This window comes from Labrenzia sp. CP4 (genome assembly GCF_001579905.1).
Lineage (GTDB): Bacteria > Pseudomonadota > Alphaproteobacteria > Rhizobiales > Stappiaceae > Roseibium > Roseibium algicola.
Genome location: NZ_CP011927.1, coordinates 4,135,776 through 4,153,231, shown reverse-complemented (window position 1 = coordinate 4,153,231; position 17,456 = coordinate 4,135,776). Strand labels below are relative to the sequence as shown.

The window sequence follows — 17,456 nt, the reverse complement described above, 5'->3', positions numbered from 1 at the left end:
TGAACCCCTGCCAGGCCGCCTCCTGCAATTCGGAGCGCCGCAACACCTGGAGACGGTGGGATGGTTGAAACGGTAAGCGCCTCGCCGCTGCCCCAGGCAACCGGCAATGGCACAGTAGCTCAGGGACTTGAGCCGGGAACGGAACTCAAGGCCAAGGTTGAGGCAAACCTGCCGGGTGGTGTGGTGCGCCTTGCGACACCCGACGCAAAGCTGGAGCTGCGCGTTCCCGCACCACTTCCTGAAGGCGGCGAGGTTACGGTTACCGTCAGCGGCTCCAAACAGCAGCCTGCGATCCTGATCACTGTGGGCAAGGAGCAGCCGCAGCAGCAACCTTCCGCGCCGACGACAGCTTCTCAAGGTCAGGCGTCGCAAGCCCAAACATCCCAAGCCCAAGCATCCCAAGCTCAGGCACCCCAAGTACAGGCGTCAAAAGGCCAGACTGGCCAGGCTCCTGCGCAATCCGAATCCGGAGCGCCCCTGCAACCGCAACCTTCAACGGCGACCGCCTATCCGCGGCCGTCGCCGGTTCTGGCGCATCTGGTTCAGGTCCTTTCGGTCAACACGGCTCCGGGCCAGACTGCCGGCAATGCCCAGACCTTGCCGCAAACACCTCTGCCGGGGGCGTCTTCGCCAACCAGCGCTCCGCCGGCGGCCGGCGGCGCGCAGCCTCCGACTTCAGGAAACGTCGCAACCGTTCAGCCTCTTCCGCCGACAGGAGCATCTGGACAAACAATCGCTGAAGCGACACCTCCGGCAGCGGTTTCTCCGCAGAACTCGGCGCTGACGCAGCCTGCTGCTGCCCCGTCCCAGGGGGGCGCACCTGCGCCAAATGGCCTTTCGGGCGGGCCCGCGCAGCCGCAAGTCGCTACCGCGCCACCGGCGGGCACACCATCTTCCGGGATCTCTCAACCAGGACAGCCTGCACCTCCGGCAGGGTCTGCGGCCGTGCAAGCGCCGTCGGGGGGAGGCGTACCTGTTCCGACTGCTACCGGACAAGGTGCGGCGAGCCTGTCGAACCTGACCGGTGGACAACCGGTTTCGCAGCCGGCAGCAGTTGCCTCAACGGTTACAGGCGTGCCCACGCAACCCGGAACATCGGTGAACCAGCCCGTAGCGAACGCTGCCGCAGTTTCACCTTCCGGTGCTTCTGTTCAGGCGCCGCCGTCCACGCTTTCAGCAGGCACGCTGGCTACGCCAGCACCGCCGCCTTTACAAGGTAACCCGGCAGCTCCAGTGGAGGCTGCTTCAGGAAACATGCCTGCACCTGCCACAAGCGCCGCTGGTGTGCAAAGTGCAGTCCCCGGAACAGCGCCCGGTCAGGTTCCGGCAGGTACAGGGGCCGGAGCGCCGGTATCAAGCACGGTGCAGGCAAATCCCCAGTCGGGGGGACCGCCTGGATCAACGCCTGTCCAGGGCTCGCAATTGGCATCAACCGCCGCGGGGGCTGGTGCCAACTCCGCTTCTCCTCCAGCTGCAAACCTGCCTGGCACAGGCGTGCCCAATCAAGCCACAGGGCAGTCAAACGGCGCATTTCAGACAGTTGGAGGACAGCCCGTAGTCCTGACGCGAACGGCGATCCCTCAGACTTATCCCGCATCCGTTGGTGCATCCGTGCCGACTGCGGGAGCCCCGAACCCAACCGCGCAGGCTCCAGCGGTGGGTCAGCAGCCGGTCAATAAGATTGCCGAATTGCTGAAGCAACCGCTCAGTGAGCAGCAGGCCGGCCTTGGGAGCCTTTTCGCCCAGATAGGAAGCCTGATGTCCGCGCAGAACAGCGGGAACGTTTCTTTGCCGGATCCCGTGGTCAAGGCAATGCAGCAGATCCTTGGTCTACGCTTGTCGTCGGCCCAGGCACCGACCGCGCAGGATCTGCAACAGGCTGTAAGATTGTCCGGACAGTTTCGCGAAGCACAATTGTCCCTGCCTTCCGGAGCGCAGCCGCAGGGTCAAGTCGCGCTGCCGGATTTGAAATCCGCCCTTTTGTCGTTCAAGGCACTGCTTCAGCAGTTGGGTGCCCGCTCTGAAATCACCCACCCCGCAGGACAGCCGCCGGCGCCATCCCGGCATGGTGCACCACAAGGCCAGGCGCAACAGACCAGCAGCGGGTTCTGGGCAGGAGCTGCTTCGCAAAATCTGCAGGCACTTCTGAAGGAAACGGATTCGGCCCTGGCGCGCCTGCGGCTGACGCAGCTCAGCAATACGAAACTGTCCAGGGACGATGGACCGCGCGCAGCGTCCCGTCCGATGGATCTTGTGGTTGAGCTGCCGCTCGCGTTTGGCAATGAAACGGCCGTGATGCAAATGCAGGTCGGCCGCGATGGGGCCGGAAACCAGGAAGATGATGAGGGAGAACCCGCCTGGCGGCTGCGGTTTGCACTCGATCTGACCGCGACAGGGCCGCTGGAAGCTGCCATCAGTCTGCGCGGCGGCGGTACCTATGCCAGCTTGTGGGTGGATCGCAAGGAAACCTTCGACAGTCTGAACGCCGTTCGCGAAACCATGGAAGCCGCTTTTGCCGATGCGGGGCTGGACCTTCAGGAACTGCGGCTGATCCGGGGGCTCCCACCCAGAACAGCGGCCAAATACGGCGCATTGATCGACAGGCAATCGTGAGACGGAACCGGCAATGAGTGAAAAGGACAAATCCGGGAAGAAGCTTGCGGTCGCACTGCAATATGAGAACGAGGGCGCTCCCGTTGTCACCGCCAAAGGCGCGGGCTCCATGGCTGAACAGATCGAACGTCTTGCGCGGGAAGCTGGCGTGCCGATTGAACAGAACCCGATGATGGCGGAGGCCCTGTCGCAGATTGAGGTCGACCAGGAAATTCCGATCGAGCTTTATCAGGCGGTCGCCGTGCTTATCGGCTTCATCATGCGGACTGGCCAGGCCAAGCACCCGCCGCAGGAATGATGGTGCAAGGCCGAGTGTTGTCGCGCTGACAAAGCAATTGCCACTGTGACCTTCCGTTGCACGCGTGTTGGTCGTGCTTCCTGGCTCTGGAAATGATCAGGCCGGGGGTGGCATTACGCTCGTCCGTGACGGCACGGATGCTTGTTGCAACGCTTCGCAATGCGCGATTGCCAGGCAGGCAGACAGGAAAGGCGCGTCCTGCTGTGCGAAAGCTGACGCTTCAGGCAAGGAAAACCTTGCAGCCAGGACAATTCCCGACTAGGTCATCAAACGGCTACAAATTCGCGCCGCAGCATGTCTTTCCAGCTGGTTGACCAGACGCGAAATCAAAACGAACAGGATTTTTGACGACTATGACGATTGTCGACGTACGCACACCCGATCCGAAGAAATTCATCAAGGGCGCGACGGGCGATTGGGAAATCGTGATCGGTATGGAAGTCCATGCCCAGGTCACGTCCGAAGCCAAGCTCTTTTCCGGCGCCTCCACGGAATTCGGCAAGGACCCAAACGATAACGTCAGCCTTGTCGACGCGGCGATGCCGGGCATGTTGCCGGTGATCAACGAGGCATGCGTGCGTCAGGCGATCCGCACCGGCCTCGGGCTCAAGGCCGAGATCAATCTGAAATCCGTGTTCGACCGCAAGAACTACTTCTATCCGGATTTGCCGCAGGGCTACCAGATCTCCCAGTTCAAGCAGCCGATTGTCGGCGAGGGCAAGATCCTGCTCGACATGCCGGACGAACAGGTCGAGATCGGTGTCGAGCGTCTGCACCTGGAACAGGACGCCGGCAAGTCGCTGCATGACCAGCATCCAACCATGTCGTTCGTCGACCTGAACCGCTCCGGCGTGGCTCTGATGGAAATCGTCTCCAAGCCGGATCTGCGCTCTTCCGACGAAGCCAAGGCCTATCTGACCAAGCTGCGCACCATCCTACGTTATCTCGGCACCTGCGACGGCAACATGGACCAGGGCTCCATGCGGGCCGACGTCAACGTATCTGTTCGCCGCCCGGGCGGTGAATTCGGAACCCGTTGCGAGATCAAGAACGTCAACTCGATCCGCTTCGTCGGTCAGGCCATCGAATATGAAGCCCGCCGTCAGGTCGCCATTCTGGAAGACGGCGGCTCCATCGATCAGGAAACCCGCCTGTTCGACGCGGTGAAGGGGGAAACGCGGTCCATGCGCTCCAAGGAAGAAGCGCATGACTACCGCTATTTCCCGGATCCCGACCTGCTGCCGCTGGAGTTCACGCAGGCGTTCGTCGACGAACTGGCACAGCACCTGCCGGAACTGCCGGACGACAAGAAGAACCGCTTCATGGGCGACTATGGCCTCACCGCCTATGACGCCGAGATCCTGATTGCCGAAAAAGCTTCTGCCGATTTCTTCGAGGAAGTCGCCAAGGGCCGCGACGCCAAACTGGCTGCCAACTGGGTGATCAACGAGCTATTCGGCCGCCTGAACAAGGAAGGCAAGGACCTTTCGACCAGCCCGGTTTCCGCGGCGCAGCTCGGCGGTATCGTCGATCTGATCAAGGACGGTGTCATCTCCGGCAAGATCGCCAAGGACCTGTTCGAGATCGTATGGACCGAAGGTGGCGACCCGGCGAAGATCGTCGAAGAACGTGGCATGAAGCAGGTGACCGACCTTGGTGCGATTGAAGCCATCGTCGACGAAATCATTGCCGCAAACCCGGACAAGGTTCAGCAGGCAATCGCCAAGCCGGGTCTTCTCGGCTGGTTCGTCGGCCAGGTGATGAAACAGTCCCAGGGCAAGGCCAACCCGCAGGCCGTCAGCGACATGCTGAAGCAGAAGATCGGTCTGGAGTAAGACCATGAGCGGTGAGGGGACAGCGCCGAAAGTCGAGCTGCCCATCACCGGTTCCTGCCATTGCGGGGCGGTGTCTTACGAAATGAAGACACCGCCTCGACACGCCGTTGAATGCAACTGCTCCATCTGCCGCCGACTGGGCACCATCTGGGGGCACGGCGAAGCTGGCGATATCGAGATCAAGGCTGCTCCCGGAGCAACGCTCAGCTACGTCTGGGGCGACAAGGGACTGGCTTTCCACACCTGCAACACTTGCGGCTGCACCACCCACTGGCAAAGTCTGTCGGCTGAGTTTCCCGGTCGGTTGGCAGTCAACCTCCGGCTTGCACCTCCTGGAACCATCGAAGCCATCGGGCTGCGTCACTTCGATGGCGCGGATACCTGGACCTTTCTGGACTGAAGGCACGTTGCGTGCTCTGATCGGGCCGATGCGCTGCTGCGCACGTAATGCCATCCACATCTGGGAGGGGCAATGAACGAGCATCTTGCGAGCCTTTTTCTGGCTCTCGGCATCTTCTCTCTTGGTTTCGTCAGCATTGGACCAAACATCCTCGCCATCATCGGGACGTCGATGGAACGCGGTCGCAAGTCCGGCACCCAGCTCGCGTTGGGTGTAGGCGCAGGCTCCGGTCTATGGGCAACTTTCACGGTTGGCGGACTGACTGCCCTGATTGCCGCTTATGCCCAGGCCGTTACCGTTCTGAAGATTTTCGGGGCGGCCTACCTGTTGTGGTTGGCATTCAAGGCATTCCGTGCGGCTTCAAGGCCGGCCAACGCAATGCATGTGACCGGTGCAAGGGGACGCAATCTGTTCCTGCAGGGGCTCGCTATTCAGATGACCAACCCGAAGGCAGCACTGCATTGGATCGCGATTGTCGGGATAGGCCTGGGCGCTGACACGCCGCTATGGGTTGGTCTGCTGCTGATTGGCCTGAGTACGGCAATTTCCATCATCGGGCACGTAGCCTATGCAGTGACGTTTTCAACCGCACCCGTCATCCGCTTCTATCGGCGCAGTCAGCGCTGGATAAGCGCAACGCTGGGCGTCTTCTTTTCCTTCGCAGCCTACAAACTGGCTACATTCCGGCCTTGAGCGGAAAGACCTCCTTGCCGGCTGCCCCTTTCAAGCTTTCAGACCAATGTCCACTGAAGCTCAGTGGACATAACTGTTCAGTTGCCAACAGGTTTTCGGTGACGTTCTGTTGGTTGCTTGGTTCAGATCCGGTCTGCGGCCTCCGGGGTAGGTGAGCGAAACCGCTTGGGCAGTGCTGCGAGCAAAATGACCGTTGCGATACACGGTATTGCAAACAGAGCTGCTGTTGCGCTCATTGAGGCTACGCCACCCGTTTCAAGCATCCATCCGCCCACGAAGGTACCAAGTGCAATGCCGACATTGGCGGCTGCAATGTTCATGGATGCCGCGAAACTCTTGTGATCAGGCCCTGCCGTCATCACGCGCACCTGCGACAGCACGAAGCCGGCAGCGTGGGCCATGCCCCAGGCAATCAGGACGACTGTCAAAAGCAGGGCGGGAGCAGTCGCCAGCAGGCCGAAGGCCATGGCTCCGCCCGCAACAAGCAAAGGAACGACAATGGCTCCGGCCAACGCATGGTCGGCAGTCCTTCCTCCGACCCAGTTCCCGGCGAGGCCGGCTGCACCGAAAACCAGCAGCGCGATGGACATCTGATCTCCTTCAAGCCCGGCGTTGGCCAACAGGCTGGTGAGATACGAATAGCCAGCGAACATTGCCGAGAAAACGCAGACAGACAGGAAAAGCTGACAGAGAAACGATGGACGGCGAAGCAGGGAAAGTGCGCTGGCTGTCTTTGCCTGGAAAGGTGGCAAATGAAGCCTCAGATTGGCGACCAGCAGAACCACAGACAACAAACCAAGGCCTGCGACAGGGGTTTGCCAGCCAAACCGTTCTGCAAAGAATGTTCCGCAAGACGGCGCCAGGACGACACCGAGCGTAACGCCGATATAAACTTTCGCGACGCCTTTGCCGGCGCCATACACCTGGGAGAGGTGAGAGCTTGCGAAACTGATGTAGACCGGCAATGCCGCTCCCTGAGCGACCCGGAGAGCGGCGGCAAGCTCGAAATTCGGCAATACGATCAATATCAGGTTGGCGGAGTTGGGCAGCATCATCCAGCCGAGCACCTTCGCCGGAGACGTATCAGACAGATACGCGGAAAGGAACGGTGCGGCGAGGGCGGAGCCAATGGCAAACCATGTCACCAGCCAGCCGGATTGCGAGGGTGTCATGTCCAGCTGCGCCGACATTGCAGGCGCAAGGCCGATGACGACGAACTCCGTCGCCACCAGCACTAGTGCCGACAGCCCGATTGTCAGGGCTGTGGCTTTGGAAGAACCTCTTGTCATCAGGCGTTGGCACCATTGTCGATCAACCAGTCCGCTCCTGTAACAGACTGTGCAGCGTCCGAGGCGAGAAAAGCGACAACATTGGCGATTTCTTCAGGCTGTGCATAGGCTTGCCGTGCCATGAGGGCCCGTTGCACGTCGGCAAACGGACCGTCGGCAGGGTTCATGTCCGTATCTGTGGAACCCGGATGCACGGCGTTTACCGTTATCCGCCGGGAGCCGAGATCACGCGCAAGCGCATGGGTCAATCCGGTGACGCCTGCCTTGGTTGCGCTATAGGCCACCAGTCCGGCCATGGGCGCCTGAGCGGCAAGATTACTGCCGATCGAGATGATCCTGCCTCCGTCCGGCATGTGCGTGACCGCGGCTTTTGATGCAACGAACACTGCACGAAGATTGACCGCCAGGGATGTGTCGAAGTCCTCCAGGGACAGTTGGTCGACCGGGCCAACGAGAAAGACGCCGGCGTTGTTCACCAGAATATCGATCTTTCCGAAGGTGGATGCAGCCTTGTTGATCGCGTCCTGCAACTCATTGGCCTTGCTGTTGTCGGCGCGAATGGCCAGTGCCTTGCGGCCCGTCTTTTCGATCGCCGCAACCGTCCCTGCGGCCGCGTCCTCGTTTGACGCAAAACTGATCGCTACATCAGCTCCATTCTCGGCGAGCTTGCGGGCGATTGCTGCACCGATGCCCCGGCTTCCCCCTGTCACGAAGGCGGTTTTTCCAATCAATGTCATCGTCGATTCCTATTTTGTAGTGATTGATACAAAATTAGATGGACTGCTTGTGTTGAGGGGTCAAGTGATTTATTTATCGATCGATACAGAAAGGGTTTGAATGGCAACGAGAGGTCGTCCGAGAAAATTTGACCGGGAAGAGGCTCTTGAACGGGCGATGCGTGTTTTCTGGTCGAAGACCTACGAGGGAACATCGCTAAGCGATCTGACATCGGCCATGGGAATAAACACGCCTAGCCTTTACGCTGCTTTCGGCAGCAAGCAGGAGCTTTTCCGCGAAGCCCTGGCTCACTACGTCGAGAACTATCACAACGGTATCTGGACCGGTTTGGACGAGGCCCCCTCAATTTTCGATGCGGTCCGGACCTTCCTGACACGCTCTGCAGAAGCCTATTGCATGGCTGGACAACCACCTGGCTGCATGGTCGTACTGGGAGCTCAACACAGTTGCACCGAGGACCAGTCCGTTCCGGCGGGCTTGAGTGAGATGCGGAAGAACAATCTTCTCCAACTGCAGGCACGCATCGAGCAGGCAAAGGAGGAAGGTGAACTTCCCGGTGACTTCGATACCGCAGCTGCGGCAACGATGCTCTTCTCGATGCAAACGGGAATGTCGGTTCTGGCCCGTGATGGCGTGTGCGAGGACGCCTTGCTTGCTGCAGCCGACCAATGTGTCGAGGCTTTCAGGGCAATGGCAAACCGGCCCCGATAACAGCTATTCAGCAAGCCTGTCGCATCCGTCGAGGCAGTGTCCATAGGGCAAGCGGTCCAGACTAATCATCCAGGCATCCCCCGCGGCCTTGAAGTCGTGATAGCTGCACGATGCACAGCCTTAACTCGGTGCCTGATCAGATTTCTAGCTAGCTCGGTATCTGGGTGACCACCGGTCATGCCTGGTTGTCAGGTCGGACTGCCTTGTAATTTTGCCCAATATCGAGGCAAGTGCCTCCGTTGTTCGCGCATCACTTAAGTTCAGCTGCAGGTTCACGGCGAACGCCTGCAATTCTTTCCTTTGGCACAAGCCTTGCTCTTCCAACTCTGGTTTGAACCATTGGAAGTTTTTGATGAAGCACGGCCTTGTTTCTCTGGTTGGTATCAATGTCCAACCTTAGATTTTTCGAGATCTACCGGAATCCGGAATATTTGTGGCTGCTCGCCAAGGGTGCGTTGATCAGCGCTGCGCTGACAATCGGCGGCGGCATCCTGGGGTTTCTCCTCGCCGTGCTGCTGGCGGCAGTCCGCCACTACAGGGTGCCGGTTCTTGCCCAACTGGCGGCAGCCTATGTCGAATTCATCCGCAACACGCCATTGATCGTGCAGATGTTTTTCGTCGCCTTCGGTTTACCGCTGCTTCTTGGGTATCAATGGCCCTTCTGGGCCCATGCGCTGCTGGCACTCTCCATCAATTTTTCCGCCTATTTTGCGGAGATCCTGCGCGCGGGCCTGGCGTCCCTCGGCGCGGGGCAAACGGAAGCCGCCGATGCGCTCGGTCTGCCGCGCTGGCTCAGCTTCGTGAAAGTGTGCCTGCCGCAGGCCGTTGCCGCCATGTATCCTTCGCTCAACAGCCAGTTCATCTTCCTGTTCCTGACAACCGGCATCATTTCGGAAATCGGCGTGACGGACCTGACATGGGCAGGTCTCTTCATCGACAGCCGGAATTTTCGCTCGTTCGAGATCTTCTTCACCCTGACGGTGATCTACCTGTTGATGTCGCTGGGTTTCAAAACTCTCCTGGCGCTGCTGCATGACCGGTTGTTCAAATGGAAGGTGGTTCGATGAAAGACGCCTTCGTCGCCATCCTTGGCAAACCATTCGGCATCGTCCTGTTCCAGCTTCTGGAAGCCACCCAATACACGATATATCTGTCTCTGATCGCTTTCATCGGTGGGGGCTTGATCGGCGCATGCGTAACCGCTTCGCGGGTCTCGCCGGTCAAGATATTGCGGAAGATCTTCACCGCCTACACCTGGCTGTTCCAGTCAGTGCCCTTGCTGATGCTGCTGTTTCTGCTCGGGCTGGGTATTCCGCATCTTTTCGAAATCCAGATTGACCCGTGGCGAGCGGCTGGCATTGCCCTGACGCTTTATACAAGCGCCTACCTGGCCGAAGTCTGGCGCGGGGCACTGACGGCCATACCGTCAGGCCAGCATGAAGGCGGTAAGGCGCTGGGCATGACCTTCGCCCAGATCATGTTCCTGATCATTCTGCCACAGGCGTTTCGCCTGGCCATTGCGCCCACGGTCGGCTTCATGGTGCAGATCATCAAGGGCACGTCGCTTGCCTATATCATCGGCTTTCACGACCTGATGACGGTCGGCAAGCGCTGGGCGAATGCGCCCGTGCCGGGCACCCAACCCTTCGTCATCTATCCGCTGATGGCGATGATCTATTTTTCTCTTTGTTTTCCGTTGTCTGTGTGGTCGCGGCGCCTTGAAAAGCGCCTCGGGTCCACATCGTCCAAGGGCGGGGCTGCCGCCGCCGCCTGACAAATCGCGCTTCAAGAACAACCGAAGGAGGGTCGCGTAATGTTGAAAAAAATTTTGGTGCTGACAGGCTTGGCAGTGTCTGCCGCATTGATGATTGCTAGTCCTGCATCTGCAGAGCTGAAGGACATTCTGGAAGCCGGCAAGATCAAGATCGCTACACCGGAGAATTTTCCGCCTTTTGGTTCGCTGGGCAGCGAAGGCGAATATGAAGGCTACGATATCGACGTCGCAAAGATGATCGCGGAAGACCTTGGCGTGGAGCTGGAGCTGGTGCCCGTCACTTCCAAGCAGCGCATTCCGTTTCTGGAAACCGACAAGGCCGATCTCGTGATTGCAACGCTCGGCGCCAATCCGGAACGCGCAAAGTCGATCTGGTTCTCTCACGCCTATGCTCCGTTCTTTTCCGGAGCCTTTGCCAAGCCTGACGTGGCGGTGTCCACCATCGCGGATTTTTCCGGCAAGAAAATAGCCGTGACCAGCGGCACGCTTGAAGATCTGGCAATCACGGCGGATGCACCGGAAGATGCGGAGATCATCAGGTTTGGCGACAACGCCGCCACCATTGCGGCTTATGTTTCCGGCCAGGCCGACGTTATCGTGACCGGCAACATGGTGGCTTTGGGCATTTCCAATGACAACCCGGACTTCAATCTGGAAAACAAGTTCATCATCGCCAATTCGCCGTCTTTCATCGGTGTGAAGACGGGCAACATCGACCTTCTGCAATGGGTCAACGTTTTCGTTCTGCACAAGAAGCTGAACGGCAAGCTGGGCGAGCTGTCAGAGAAGTGGCTGAAGACGCCGCTGCCGCCTTTGCCTGCACTTTAAGGCCTGCCGGCTGAACGCTTGAAGCGCGCGGCGTCGAGCCGCGCGTTTTTGTTTTCGCAAGGGAAAATGCGAGGTTACAGGCTTCTGAAAATCTAGTATCCCCCTGCCATGATGTTTCGCAGTTCGACCGCCGGTACAGGGCCGGCTCCGTTTTATGCCATGCCCCTCGGGGTCTGGGGCGTCGTCGCCCTTTGGGGGCTCGCGCATATCCTGCTGAGGGCGTTGAACACGCCCGTCCTTGGTACGGACGATATGTTCGAGAACGTTCTGGTGCAGACACTGGAACCCGGTTACATGCTGCGTCAGCCGCCGCTTTACGAGTGGCTGCTCTGGTCTGCGCAGCAATTGTTCGGCCCCACGATCTGGGCAGCGCTTTTCGTCAAATACACCCTGATCTCGATTGCCGCGCTGTTTCTGTTTCTGATTGCACGCAAGGCCATTCACGACACGCGCCTTGCAGCCCTGTGTGTCTTTTCCTATTCGCTCTTCTACCAGTTCGGCTGGAACCTTCATGAAGGCGTCACCCACACGGTGGTGTTGACTGCAGCCTGCGCCATGAGCGCCTTCTTCTTCCTGAAGGCGCTGGAGGCACAGCGGCTCGGCTACTACGTGCTGTTTGGCATGGCGGCCGGGGCCGGACTGCTGGGCAAGCATTCCTACCCGATTTTTGTACTTGCCCTGATCCTGGCGGCGGCCAGCGACCCGGCATGGCGCACCCGGCTGCGCCTTTCGGGCCTGTTGCTGGTGCCTTTCGCGGCGGCACTGATCTACAGCCCCTATGCCTATTGGATCTTCAGCGAAGGGCTGAAGCTGCTGGCGTCGGTCTCCGACACCATGGGCGTCAGTGCTGAAACATCGCATCTGATGCGCGCAGGCGAGGGGCTCGGGAAACTTGCCTTCGGACTTGTCGGTTTCTCGGTTCCGTTGGTTCCGCTGCTGCTCCTGCTGTTCTGGCCGCGCTATCTTGGCCGCAAAAAGCCCGAAACACCTGCCGTGAGTGACGCAGCGCGCCTGTGCGGGCGCACGGTTCTCCTGATGGTCCTGCTGACGGCGCTGATGATTGCGATCACCGGTGCGACCTACGTCAAGGAACGGCACATGCACCCGCTGCTTCTGCTGCTGCCGGTGTGGCTGTTTGCGGACCTGGAACGCTTCGGATTTGAAAAGCAATGGCGCTGGCTGACGGCCGTTGTTCTGGCAGTTGTCGCGGTTGCCTTTCTCGCCCGGGTGCCGGGCTTGGTCGCGCCGGACAAGACATGGTGCGGCGGCAAGTGCCGGCACATGAAGCCTTACGCGGACCTGAAGGCACCGCTGGCTGACCTGGGTGCAGCAGACGCCACACTGATTGCCGATGATGGCTATACCGGCGGCAATCTGAGGGTCTTGTTTCCCGGTGCCCGGCTGGTGACCAAGGCCATTCCGGCCAGAACGCCACCGCGACAAAGCTGCTTCTTCATCTGGGAAGAGGGGGACAAGGAGCCGGACACGTCTGCAATGGAGCGCTTCAGTCAGGTCGCCTTCTGGGATGCCGGCGAGGCGCTTGAGGCAACCTACCTCACCGGCGCTTGGCCGCATTTGTGGAAGCCGCCCGGCTGGCGGACAAGCTGGTGGGGCGTAGCCAAGCTCCCGCCCGAGAGCCCAATCTGCCGCTGACCGTAATCTTTCTTGACCAAAGGCGCGAACCGAAGATGCCGGACACAATTGCCTCGACCGTTTCCATCGAAAAAGCCCGCCTGGAGCACCTTCGCGAGATCGTTGCCATCATCAATGCTGGGGCGACCAGTGTTCGCAAGGACAGGGAATTTGCCGACTGGCAGGACTACCGCCCGGCATTTGACGCGCTTGTCGCCGCACCCGAGTGCGATATCTACGTTGCGCTTGCCGAAAGCGGAGAAGTGGTCGGCACCTTCCAGATCCATTTCATGAAAGGGCTCGCCTTCCAGGGGCGCCCGAGGGTTGAACTGGAAAGCGTTCACGTGCGGGCAGACCAGCGCGGCACCGGTGTAGGGCGGCTGATGATGGCACGGGCTGAAGACCTGGCAAGGCAGGGCAACGCCTGCATGGTGCAGCTGACGTCGAACAAGGAACGCGAAGGCTCACATCACTTCTACAAGCGACTTGGCTACGACCAGAGCCATCACGGCTACAAGAAGATGTTCGTCTGAGCCATCATTTATCAGTCGGTGCCTGGCGCGCTGTGCCTTGATGGAACCGTAACTGCCAGGCTCCGTCTCGTCTGCTCCAGATTGAACTGCGGTTTGCTGTTTCAACGTTACCAAGCTCACGCCTGACCTCACTGACATAGGTCACGAGAACCGAATTCGTGTCGATCACGGTGAACTTGAGGCCGGGCAGGGGAAGGCGTACGTCGATAGGTCGTGCGGCACGCGCGGGCAGGATCAGGTCTTCACGCGGATAGATACGGCCGGATCGGCCGAACTCAAAAAAGTCATCCGCAAAGATCCGGTCCATCAGGACCGGATCGTACCGCGTTTCCGCTCGCCACAGGCTTTCCTCCAGTCTGGTGAGCGTTTCGATATCGTCGGGCGTGAGGCACGTGTCAGACATGGATCCGGGCCGAGCTGGTGAACCGGCGGTGTCAGTCGACCCGTCGCCAGGTTTCCTTTTCGCAGACATTGAAAACGACGCGGACGCAGCCCTGTACTTCCAGGGCGGAGGCGTTCTTCGGGCGCAAGGTGGCATCCGCGCTGAAGCCGCGACGCGGATCATAGACCCGGCCTTTCCAGCCATCTTTCTGCGGTGCCATGCGCCAGAGTACGGTCAGGCCGAGCACCTTCCGTTTGCGCTTGCTTTCGTCCTTGTTGTTGAGATCCGGCGTGTTTTCCATGGAATAGCCTTTGGGGGCCGGAAACCGGACAATCTTGCCGCAGGGCACCTTGCCGCATTTTTGAATCTGGATGACGGCCCCTGCCGGCGTCAGCCATTTGCCGTTGATGTCCGGGGCTGCAATGGCTTGGCTCCCTGTGCCTGCAAGCAGGAGAGCGAACAGACCGGCTTTCGATAACAGTCTAGAAGTCGGAAACGCAGAAACAATGAAAGAAACAGGAACCACGATTATCCCCCGTCGCAATGCTGGTGACGACTGCGCCACAATCTCTGACCGGCAATTGCGACGGAGGAAAGGCCAAATCGACAGGATCTGGCGAATTCGAACTTTGTTCAGCCGTTTATTGTTCCCGTTTCCAGGTTTCGCCCTTGCAGATGAGGCCACCCATCACGCAGCCCTCCAGTTTCAACGCGTTGGCGGACGTCAGCTCGATGAAGCCGGTATAGGTCTTGCCGTCCTCGGCGTTATAGACCTTGCCCTTCCACTGGTTTTCCTTGTCGGTGGGTTTCATGGCCTGAACGATCTGTACTCCCAGCAGCGGGCGGTCCCGCTTGGCCGCGTCCGGGTTCCTGGTGTCGTTTCGCGGCTCCCGCAGCCATATCAGCTTGCCGCACAAGGAGCTGCCGCAGGAGCTTATCCGGATCTTGGATGCCCCGTTCGGACGGACCCAGTCTCCCTTGGCATCGCCTGCGAAAGACATTGTTGCGGATGTGGTGATGATGGCGCCCGCAAGAAGTGCGGACGACAGAATGGTTTTCAGCATAAGTTCCTCCCAAAGCGGAATGCCTTCCGTTTACGGAAAGGGAATGTATAGCCCGGGAAACGTGCTGAAAAGCCGTCACCCAACGTCAGGTCGTCCTAAAATCCTCCTGAACGCCGAAGGGAGGCAAAGTCTGGTTTTCTGAAGGGAAGAGAACGAAATAAAGTCGGACAAAGAATTGTGGAAACGAATCCATGGTGAACAGAAGGTTGATGGGCCTTGTCAAATTTTCGGAGAATGTGCCTGATTAAAAAGGGAAAATCGCAACCATATACTTACCGCAATATGAATTTCAGACTTATTTAAAATTTTGTTCGCATTACGTTAAACCTGTCTTTTAACGCCCCTTTTAACTGCTGCTGATGAAGTAGACCTCAAGAAACAACGGGGAAAGCTTCACGAAAGCTTGTGTTTCTTAGATCGGTCCTTGCCAAGCCATTGTGTTCAGCAAAGTGACCGGTTGGCAGTAGGGAACCGGAACGGTGGATCCAGAAGGATCGGAGCTGTTCCGCAGAAGTCAGACAGACGAAAGGGGAGCGTTATGGCTCGTTTTGAAATGCACTCGGCCGATATGGCCATCATGGGCGAAAAGCCGGTTACCGCGGACATCCTGTTCCAGATGGGTCTGGATAGCGCTTGCGGCCGTCACGGCATGACCGATCTCATCACAGCGCACAAGTGGTTCAACATTGCCGCTCTCAAAGGCAACAAGGACGCAGCTCGCTACCGCAAGGAAATTTCCGGTGAAATGTCCACTTCCGAAATCGCCGAAGCTCAGCGGTCGGCTCGTGAATGGCTGTCGATGCATTGAACCGGATCAAGGCTGCCGGCCGAACGGCACCTGAACCGGTATCCACAACCTGACGCGGCAGCAAAGTTTTCTGCCGCGTCCAGTTTCCGGCCCCTTGCCGGGACCGCTCCAGTCAATGGATCGGTGCTAGACCGTACTCATCCCAGATCGAGCGGTCGATTGGTGCACCAAGGGCATATTCGAACCCGCTGACGATCTTGCCGCTGGCGTCCAGCCGGCATCGATAGGCGATCTCGTACCAGACCCGGTTGCTTCTGAGGGCTCCGGCGGGCACGACAATCATACCTTCCTTCTGAAATGAATTGCGGAAAGCATGTGGCGCAAGCCGTGTCGGCTTGAACCCCGGCCGCGCATGGCGAACCTGCTCCATTGCCTCCAGCGCGCAAATCTGTTCGCGGCCGTCTTCACTGGTCAAGGTTGGCAGAAACTCGCGTGCCTGTGCGGAGCGTGGGTCGTTCAGGACATCATTGGCAAAATAGGCATTTGCAGTAACCCATTCCTGCTCGGGCCTGGTCCTCGAAGAACTTGGGTCCGTGGGCGCGGGCGAGGAGGCATCCGAAGAAGGCGCCAGTTCCGAAGACGCGTTCGAACCTGACAACGGATCAGCAGTGGATTGCGGGGAGACTGCCGCAGTTTGCGGCTGGCTCTCGTCGGTTTCTTCCACCGCGGTTTCCGGCAGACTTGGCGGCAGGAATTCGGGAATGATCTCGACGGAGACAGGCTCGGGCGGTTCTGGCAGGATCGTCCGCCAAAGGGCGGCATCGCTCAACAACGCATAGAGCGCAAGGTGCAGCCAGAGCGCACAGATCCACGGAAACCTTTCCGCGACAAACCGTGTCAGATGCGTCGGAGGGGCGAGCTCGGCTATGGCACTTCTCCGATACCCGGCCAAGTTGAAGAATGTCCATCGCACCAGAGGACTGCGGCTGAATTATGAAGGAGAAGACGGGAACTGGATCTGTTACCGCGGACGGCGGCAGGCCAGTCAATCATCATGCGAGAAGGGTTTTAGACTTTCTGGTCGCGCGATGAATCACCTCTGGAAAAACGTTCCCTAACCCAACAGCCTGGCAGAAGCCCGAGGCAGAAGCCTGGTCAGTTTCTTGCGGGTGCGAATTTTCCGTTTCGACATCTTTCCGCGCATTATGTCCAGTGGCGAAACAGCCTTGGCTCGTCTGAGCGCCGCAGTCCACTCGTCTGTCCATGCATTGAACTGTTCCGGGTGGCGATCGTCACGCATCGGGACTATTTCGAATGTCGTTCTTGCAGACCGGTTGCACGAGCAGGTGCGCCGCAAATTTTCCCTGAGGGCGTGATTGTCAAAACAGGTCGCGGGTATTGCAAGGAGACTGACCAGAGAAAACGTTTTGTCTGGATGAAGACGCGCCATCATCTCCTCAAAAAGAGTTGTTTCGCTTTTCAGAAGCGAAACTTCTGCATGAAAGTCGTTTATCGAATTTTCTTCCGCCACTGCCGCGTTGCGATAGTAGATGAAGGTCGTTTTTTCGCCGGTGTCTTTGATGAGTTTCCTGAACCTGTCAATCCGAACCCTGTAGTCCGCCAATACGTCACTGTTGTCGTGTGGATTGGAGTGCAGATGCGCGATTTTCGGGTAGTCCTTGAAAATGAGGAACTTCTCAACCGGATTTATTTGATGCGAGGCGTAAGTATAGTCGTGCTTGCTGGTAAGGCCCTTGAAGTCTGTCGCGATGATTTTCGAGACGTAGTCCAGGCCCGCATCAAGGTTCCAGAGCCAGTCGAAGGGGTATTGCTCATGCCTCAGGCCCAGCTTCTTGAGGTTTGTCGCAACGTCACACCCGCCACCCAGCGAAACAAAAACGTTTTTCAAGTATCACCC

General features: G+C 58.8%; 19 protein-coding genes. 12 read left to right on the top strand and 7 right to left on the bottom strand.

Features of this window, described 5'->3' with window-relative positions:
- The first annotated feature begins 60 nt into the window (after positions 1–60).
- The 5 genes from ACP90_RS28050 (at position 61) to ACP90_RS19085 (ending at position 5,839) form a co-directional block, all read left to right on the top strand.
- Complete coding sequence (locus ACP90_RS28050) at positions 61–2,613, top strand: flagellar hook-length control protein FliK (protein ID WP_082809786.1); 2,553 nt, start codon at positions 61–63, stop codon at positions 2,611–2,613.
- 13 nt (positions 2,614–2,626) lie between these two features.
- Positions 2,627–2,911, top strand: coding sequence for an EscU/YscU/HrcU family type III secretion system export apparatus switch protein (locus ACP90_RS19100; protein WP_022997768.1), 285 nt, complete (start codon positions 2,627–2,629; stop codon positions 2,909–2,911).
- A 353-nt stretch (positions 2,912–3,264) separates the two neighbouring features.
- Positions 3,265–4,746, top strand: coding sequence for an Asp-tRNA(Asn)/Glu-tRNA(Gln) amidotransferase subunit GatB (gatB, locus tag ACP90_RS19095; RefSeq protein ID WP_062489381.1), 1,482 nt, complete (start codon positions 3,265–3,267; stop codon positions 4,744–4,746).
- 4 nt (positions 4,747–4,750) lie between these two features.
- Positions 4,751–5,146 carry a hypothetical protein gene (locus tag ACP90_RS19090; RefSeq protein WP_062489379.1) on the top strand — a complete coding sequence of 132 codons (396 nt, stop codon included), beginning with the start codon at positions 4,751–4,753 and terminating at the stop codon, positions 5,144–5,146.
- Between the two features lie 72 nt (positions 5,147–5,218).
- Positions 5,219–5,839 (top strand): LysE family translocator, encoded by a 621-nt coding sequence (locus ACP90_RS19085; protein WP_062489377.1) that lies wholly within the window; start codon positions 5,219–5,221, stop codon positions 5,837–5,839.
- Between the two features lie 122 nt (positions 5,840–5,961).
- Here ACP90_RS19085 and ACP90_RS19080 read toward each other — a convergent pair whose 3' ends face one another.
- Together ACP90_RS19080 and ACP90_RS19075 are read right to left on the bottom strand one after the other, a co-directional pair.
- Entirely contained in the window at positions 5,962–7,128 is a 1,167-nt protein-coding gene (locus tag ACP90_RS19080; RefSeq protein ID WP_062489375.1) for an MFS transporter, read from the bottom strand.
- Positions 7,128–7,865 carry an SDR family oxidoreductase gene (locus tag ACP90_RS19075; RefSeq protein WP_062489373.1) on the bottom strand — a complete coding sequence of 246 codons (738 nt, stop codon included), beginning with the start codon at positions 7,863–7,865 and terminating at the stop codon, positions 7,128–7,130. The genes ACP90_RS19080 and ACP90_RS19075 overlap by 1 nt, the downstream gene beginning before the upstream one ends.
- Positions 7,866–7,965: 100 nt before the next feature.
- Between ACP90_RS19075 and ACP90_RS19070 the strand changes: the two genes are divergently transcribed.
- The 6 genes from ACP90_RS19070 (at position 7,966) to ACP90_RS19045 (ending at position 13,344) form a co-directional block, all read left to right on the top strand.
- Positions 7,966–8,577 (top strand): TetR/AcrR family transcriptional regulator, encoded by a 612-nt coding sequence (locus ACP90_RS19070; RefSeq protein ID WP_082809785.1) that lies wholly within the window; start codon positions 7,966–7,968, stop codon positions 8,575–8,577.
- A gap of 386 nt (positions 8,578–8,963) precedes the next feature.
- The gene (locus ACP90_RS19065) at positions 8,964–9,644 is read left to right on the top strand and encodes an amino acid ABC transporter permease (RefSeq protein ID WP_062489369.1); all 681 of its coding nucleotides are present in this window, start codon (positions 8,964–8,966) and stop codon (positions 9,642–9,644) included.
- Positions 9,641–10,351 carry an amino acid ABC transporter permease gene (locus ACP90_RS19060; protein WP_062491776.1) on the top strand — a complete coding sequence of 237 codons (711 nt, stop codon included), beginning with the start codon at positions 9,641–9,643 and terminating at the stop codon, positions 10,349–10,351. Before ACP90_RS19065 ends, ACP90_RS19060 begins: the two co-directional genes overlap by 4 nt.
- 39 nt (positions 10,352–10,390) lie before the next feature.
- A complete protein-coding gene (locus ACP90_RS19055) occupies positions 10,391–11,179 on the top strand; it encodes a transporter substrate-binding domain-containing protein (protein ID WP_062489367.1) in 789 nt (262 codons plus the stop codon).
- Positions 11,180–11,287: 108 nt separating this feature from the next.
- Complete coding sequence (locus ACP90_RS19050; protein ID WP_062489365.1) at positions 11,288–12,832, top strand: glycosyltransferase family 39 protein; 1,545 nt, start codon at positions 11,288–11,290, stop codon at positions 12,830–12,832.
- Positions 12,833–12,867: 35 nt separating this feature from the next.
- A complete protein-coding gene (locus ACP90_RS19045; protein WP_062489363.1) occupies positions 12,868–13,344 on the top strand; it encodes a GNAT family N-acetyltransferase in 477 nt (158 codons plus the stop codon).
- Positions 13,345–13,348: 4 nt separating this feature from the next.
- Here ACP90_RS19045 and ACP90_RS19040 read toward each other — a convergent pair whose 3' ends face one another.
- The 3 genes from ACP90_RS19040 to ACP90_RS19030 all read right to left on the bottom strand — a co-directional run bounded on the left by ACP90_RS19040 (position 13,349) and on the right by ACP90_RS19030 (position 14,790).
- The gene (locus ACP90_RS19040; RefSeq protein ID WP_062489361.1) at positions 13,349–13,747 is read right to left on the bottom strand and encodes a DUF4440 domain-containing protein; all 399 of its coding nucleotides are present in this window, start codon (positions 13,745–13,747) and stop codon (positions 13,349–13,351) included.
- A 31-nt stretch (positions 13,748–13,778) separates the two neighbouring features.
- On the bottom strand, positions 13,779–14,252 hold the full coding sequence (locus ACP90_RS19035; RefSeq protein ID WP_062489360.1) for a DUF2147 domain-containing protein: 474 nt from the start codon (positions 14,250–14,252) through the stop codon (positions 13,779–13,781).
- Positions 14,253–14,367: 115 nt separating this feature from the next.
- On the bottom strand, positions 14,368–14,790 hold the full coding sequence (locus ACP90_RS19030) for a DUF2147 domain-containing protein (protein WP_022997754.1): 423 nt from the start codon (positions 14,788–14,790) through the stop codon (positions 14,368–14,370).
- A 538-nt stretch (positions 14,791–15,328) separates the two neighbouring features.
- Here ACP90_RS19030 and ACP90_RS19025 point away from each other — a divergent pair.
- The gene (locus ACP90_RS19025; protein ID WP_022997753.1) at positions 15,329–15,598 is read left to right on the top strand and encodes a hypothetical protein; all 270 of its coding nucleotides are present in this window, start codon (positions 15,329–15,331) and stop codon (positions 15,596–15,598) included.
- Between the two features lie 112 nt (positions 15,599–15,710).
- Here ACP90_RS19025 and ACP90_RS19020 read toward each other — a convergent pair whose 3' ends face one another.
- A complete protein-coding gene (locus ACP90_RS19020) occupies positions 15,711–16,490 on the bottom strand; it encodes a DUF930 domain-containing protein (RefSeq protein ID WP_062489359.1) in 780 nt (259 codons plus the stop codon).
- A 162-nt stretch (positions 16,491–16,652) separates the two neighbouring features.
- Positions 16,653–17,447 carry a DUF1796 family putative cysteine peptidase gene (locus tag ACP90_RS19015; RefSeq protein ID WP_062489358.1) on the bottom strand — a complete coding sequence of 265 codons (795 nt, stop codon included), beginning with the start codon at positions 17,445–17,447 and terminating at the stop codon, positions 16,653–16,655.
- Positions 17,448–17,456: the final 9 nt, after the last annotated feature.

Excerpts from the sequence above, each read along its gene's own strand:
- ACP90_RS19045 (WP_062489363.1), top strand. The coding sequence starts at position 12,868 with ATGCCGGACACAATTGCCTCGACCGTTTCCATCGAAAAAGCCCGCCTG.
- ACP90_RS19040 (WP_062489361.1), bottom strand. The coding sequence starts at position 13,747 with ATGTCTGACACGTGCCTCACGCCCGACGATATCGAAACGCTCACCAGA.
- gatB (WP_062489381.1), top strand. The coding sequence starts at position 3,265 with ATGACGATTGTCGACGTACGCACACCCGATCCGAAGAAATTCATCAAG.
- ACP90_RS28050 (WP_082809786.1), top strand. The coding sequence starts at position 61 with ATGGTTGAAACGGTAAGCGCCTCGCCGCTGCCCCAGGCAACCGGCAAT.
- ACP90_RS19050 (WP_062489365.1), top strand. The coding sequence starts at position 11,288 with ATGATGTTTCGCAGTTCGACCGCCGGTACAGGGCCGGCTCCGTTTTAT.
- ACP90_RS19090 (WP_062489379.1), top strand. The coding sequence starts at position 4,751 with ATGAGCGGTGAGGGGACAGCGCCGAAAGTCGAGCTGCCCATCACCGGT.
- ACP90_RS19055 (WP_062489367.1), top strand. The coding sequence starts at position 10,391 with ATGTTGAAAAAAATTTTGGTGCTGACAGGCTTGGCAGTGTCTGCCGCA.
- ACP90_RS19075 (WP_062489373.1), bottom strand. The coding sequence starts at position 7,865 with ATGACATTGATTGGAAAAACCGCCTTCGTGACAGGGGGAAGCCGGGGC.
- ACP90_RS19025 (WP_022997753.1), top strand. The coding sequence starts at position 15,329 with ATGGCTCGTTTTGAAATGCACTCGGCCGATATGGCCATCATGGGCGAA.
- ACP90_RS19030 (WP_022997754.1), bottom strand. The coding sequence starts at position 14,790 with ATGCTGAAAACCATTCTGTCGTCCGCACTTCTTGCGGGCGCCATCATC.
- ACP90_RS19085 (WP_062489377.1), top strand. The coding sequence starts at position 5,219 with ATGAACGAGCATCTTGCGAGCCTTTTTCTGGCTCTCGGCATCTTCTCT.
- ACP90_RS19100 (WP_022997768.1), top strand. The coding sequence starts at position 2,627 with ATGAGTGAAAAGGACAAATCCGGGAAGAAGCTTGCGGTCGCACTGCAA.
- ACP90_RS19060 (WP_062491776.1), top strand. The coding sequence starts at position 9,641 with ATGAAAGACGCCTTCGTCGCCATCCTTGGCAAACCATTCGGCATCGTC.
- ACP90_RS19080 (WP_062489375.1), bottom strand. The coding sequence starts at position 7,128 with ATGACAAGAGGTTCTTCCAAAGCCACAGCCCTGACAATCGGGCTGTCG.
- ACP90_RS19070 (WP_082809785.1), top strand. The coding sequence starts at position 7,966 with ATGGCAACGAGAGGTCGTCCGAGAAAATTTGACCGGGAAGAGGCTCTT.
- ACP90_RS19065 (WP_062489369.1), top strand. The coding sequence starts at position 8,964 with ATGTCCAACCTTAGATTTTTCGAGATCTACCGGAATCCGGAATATTTG.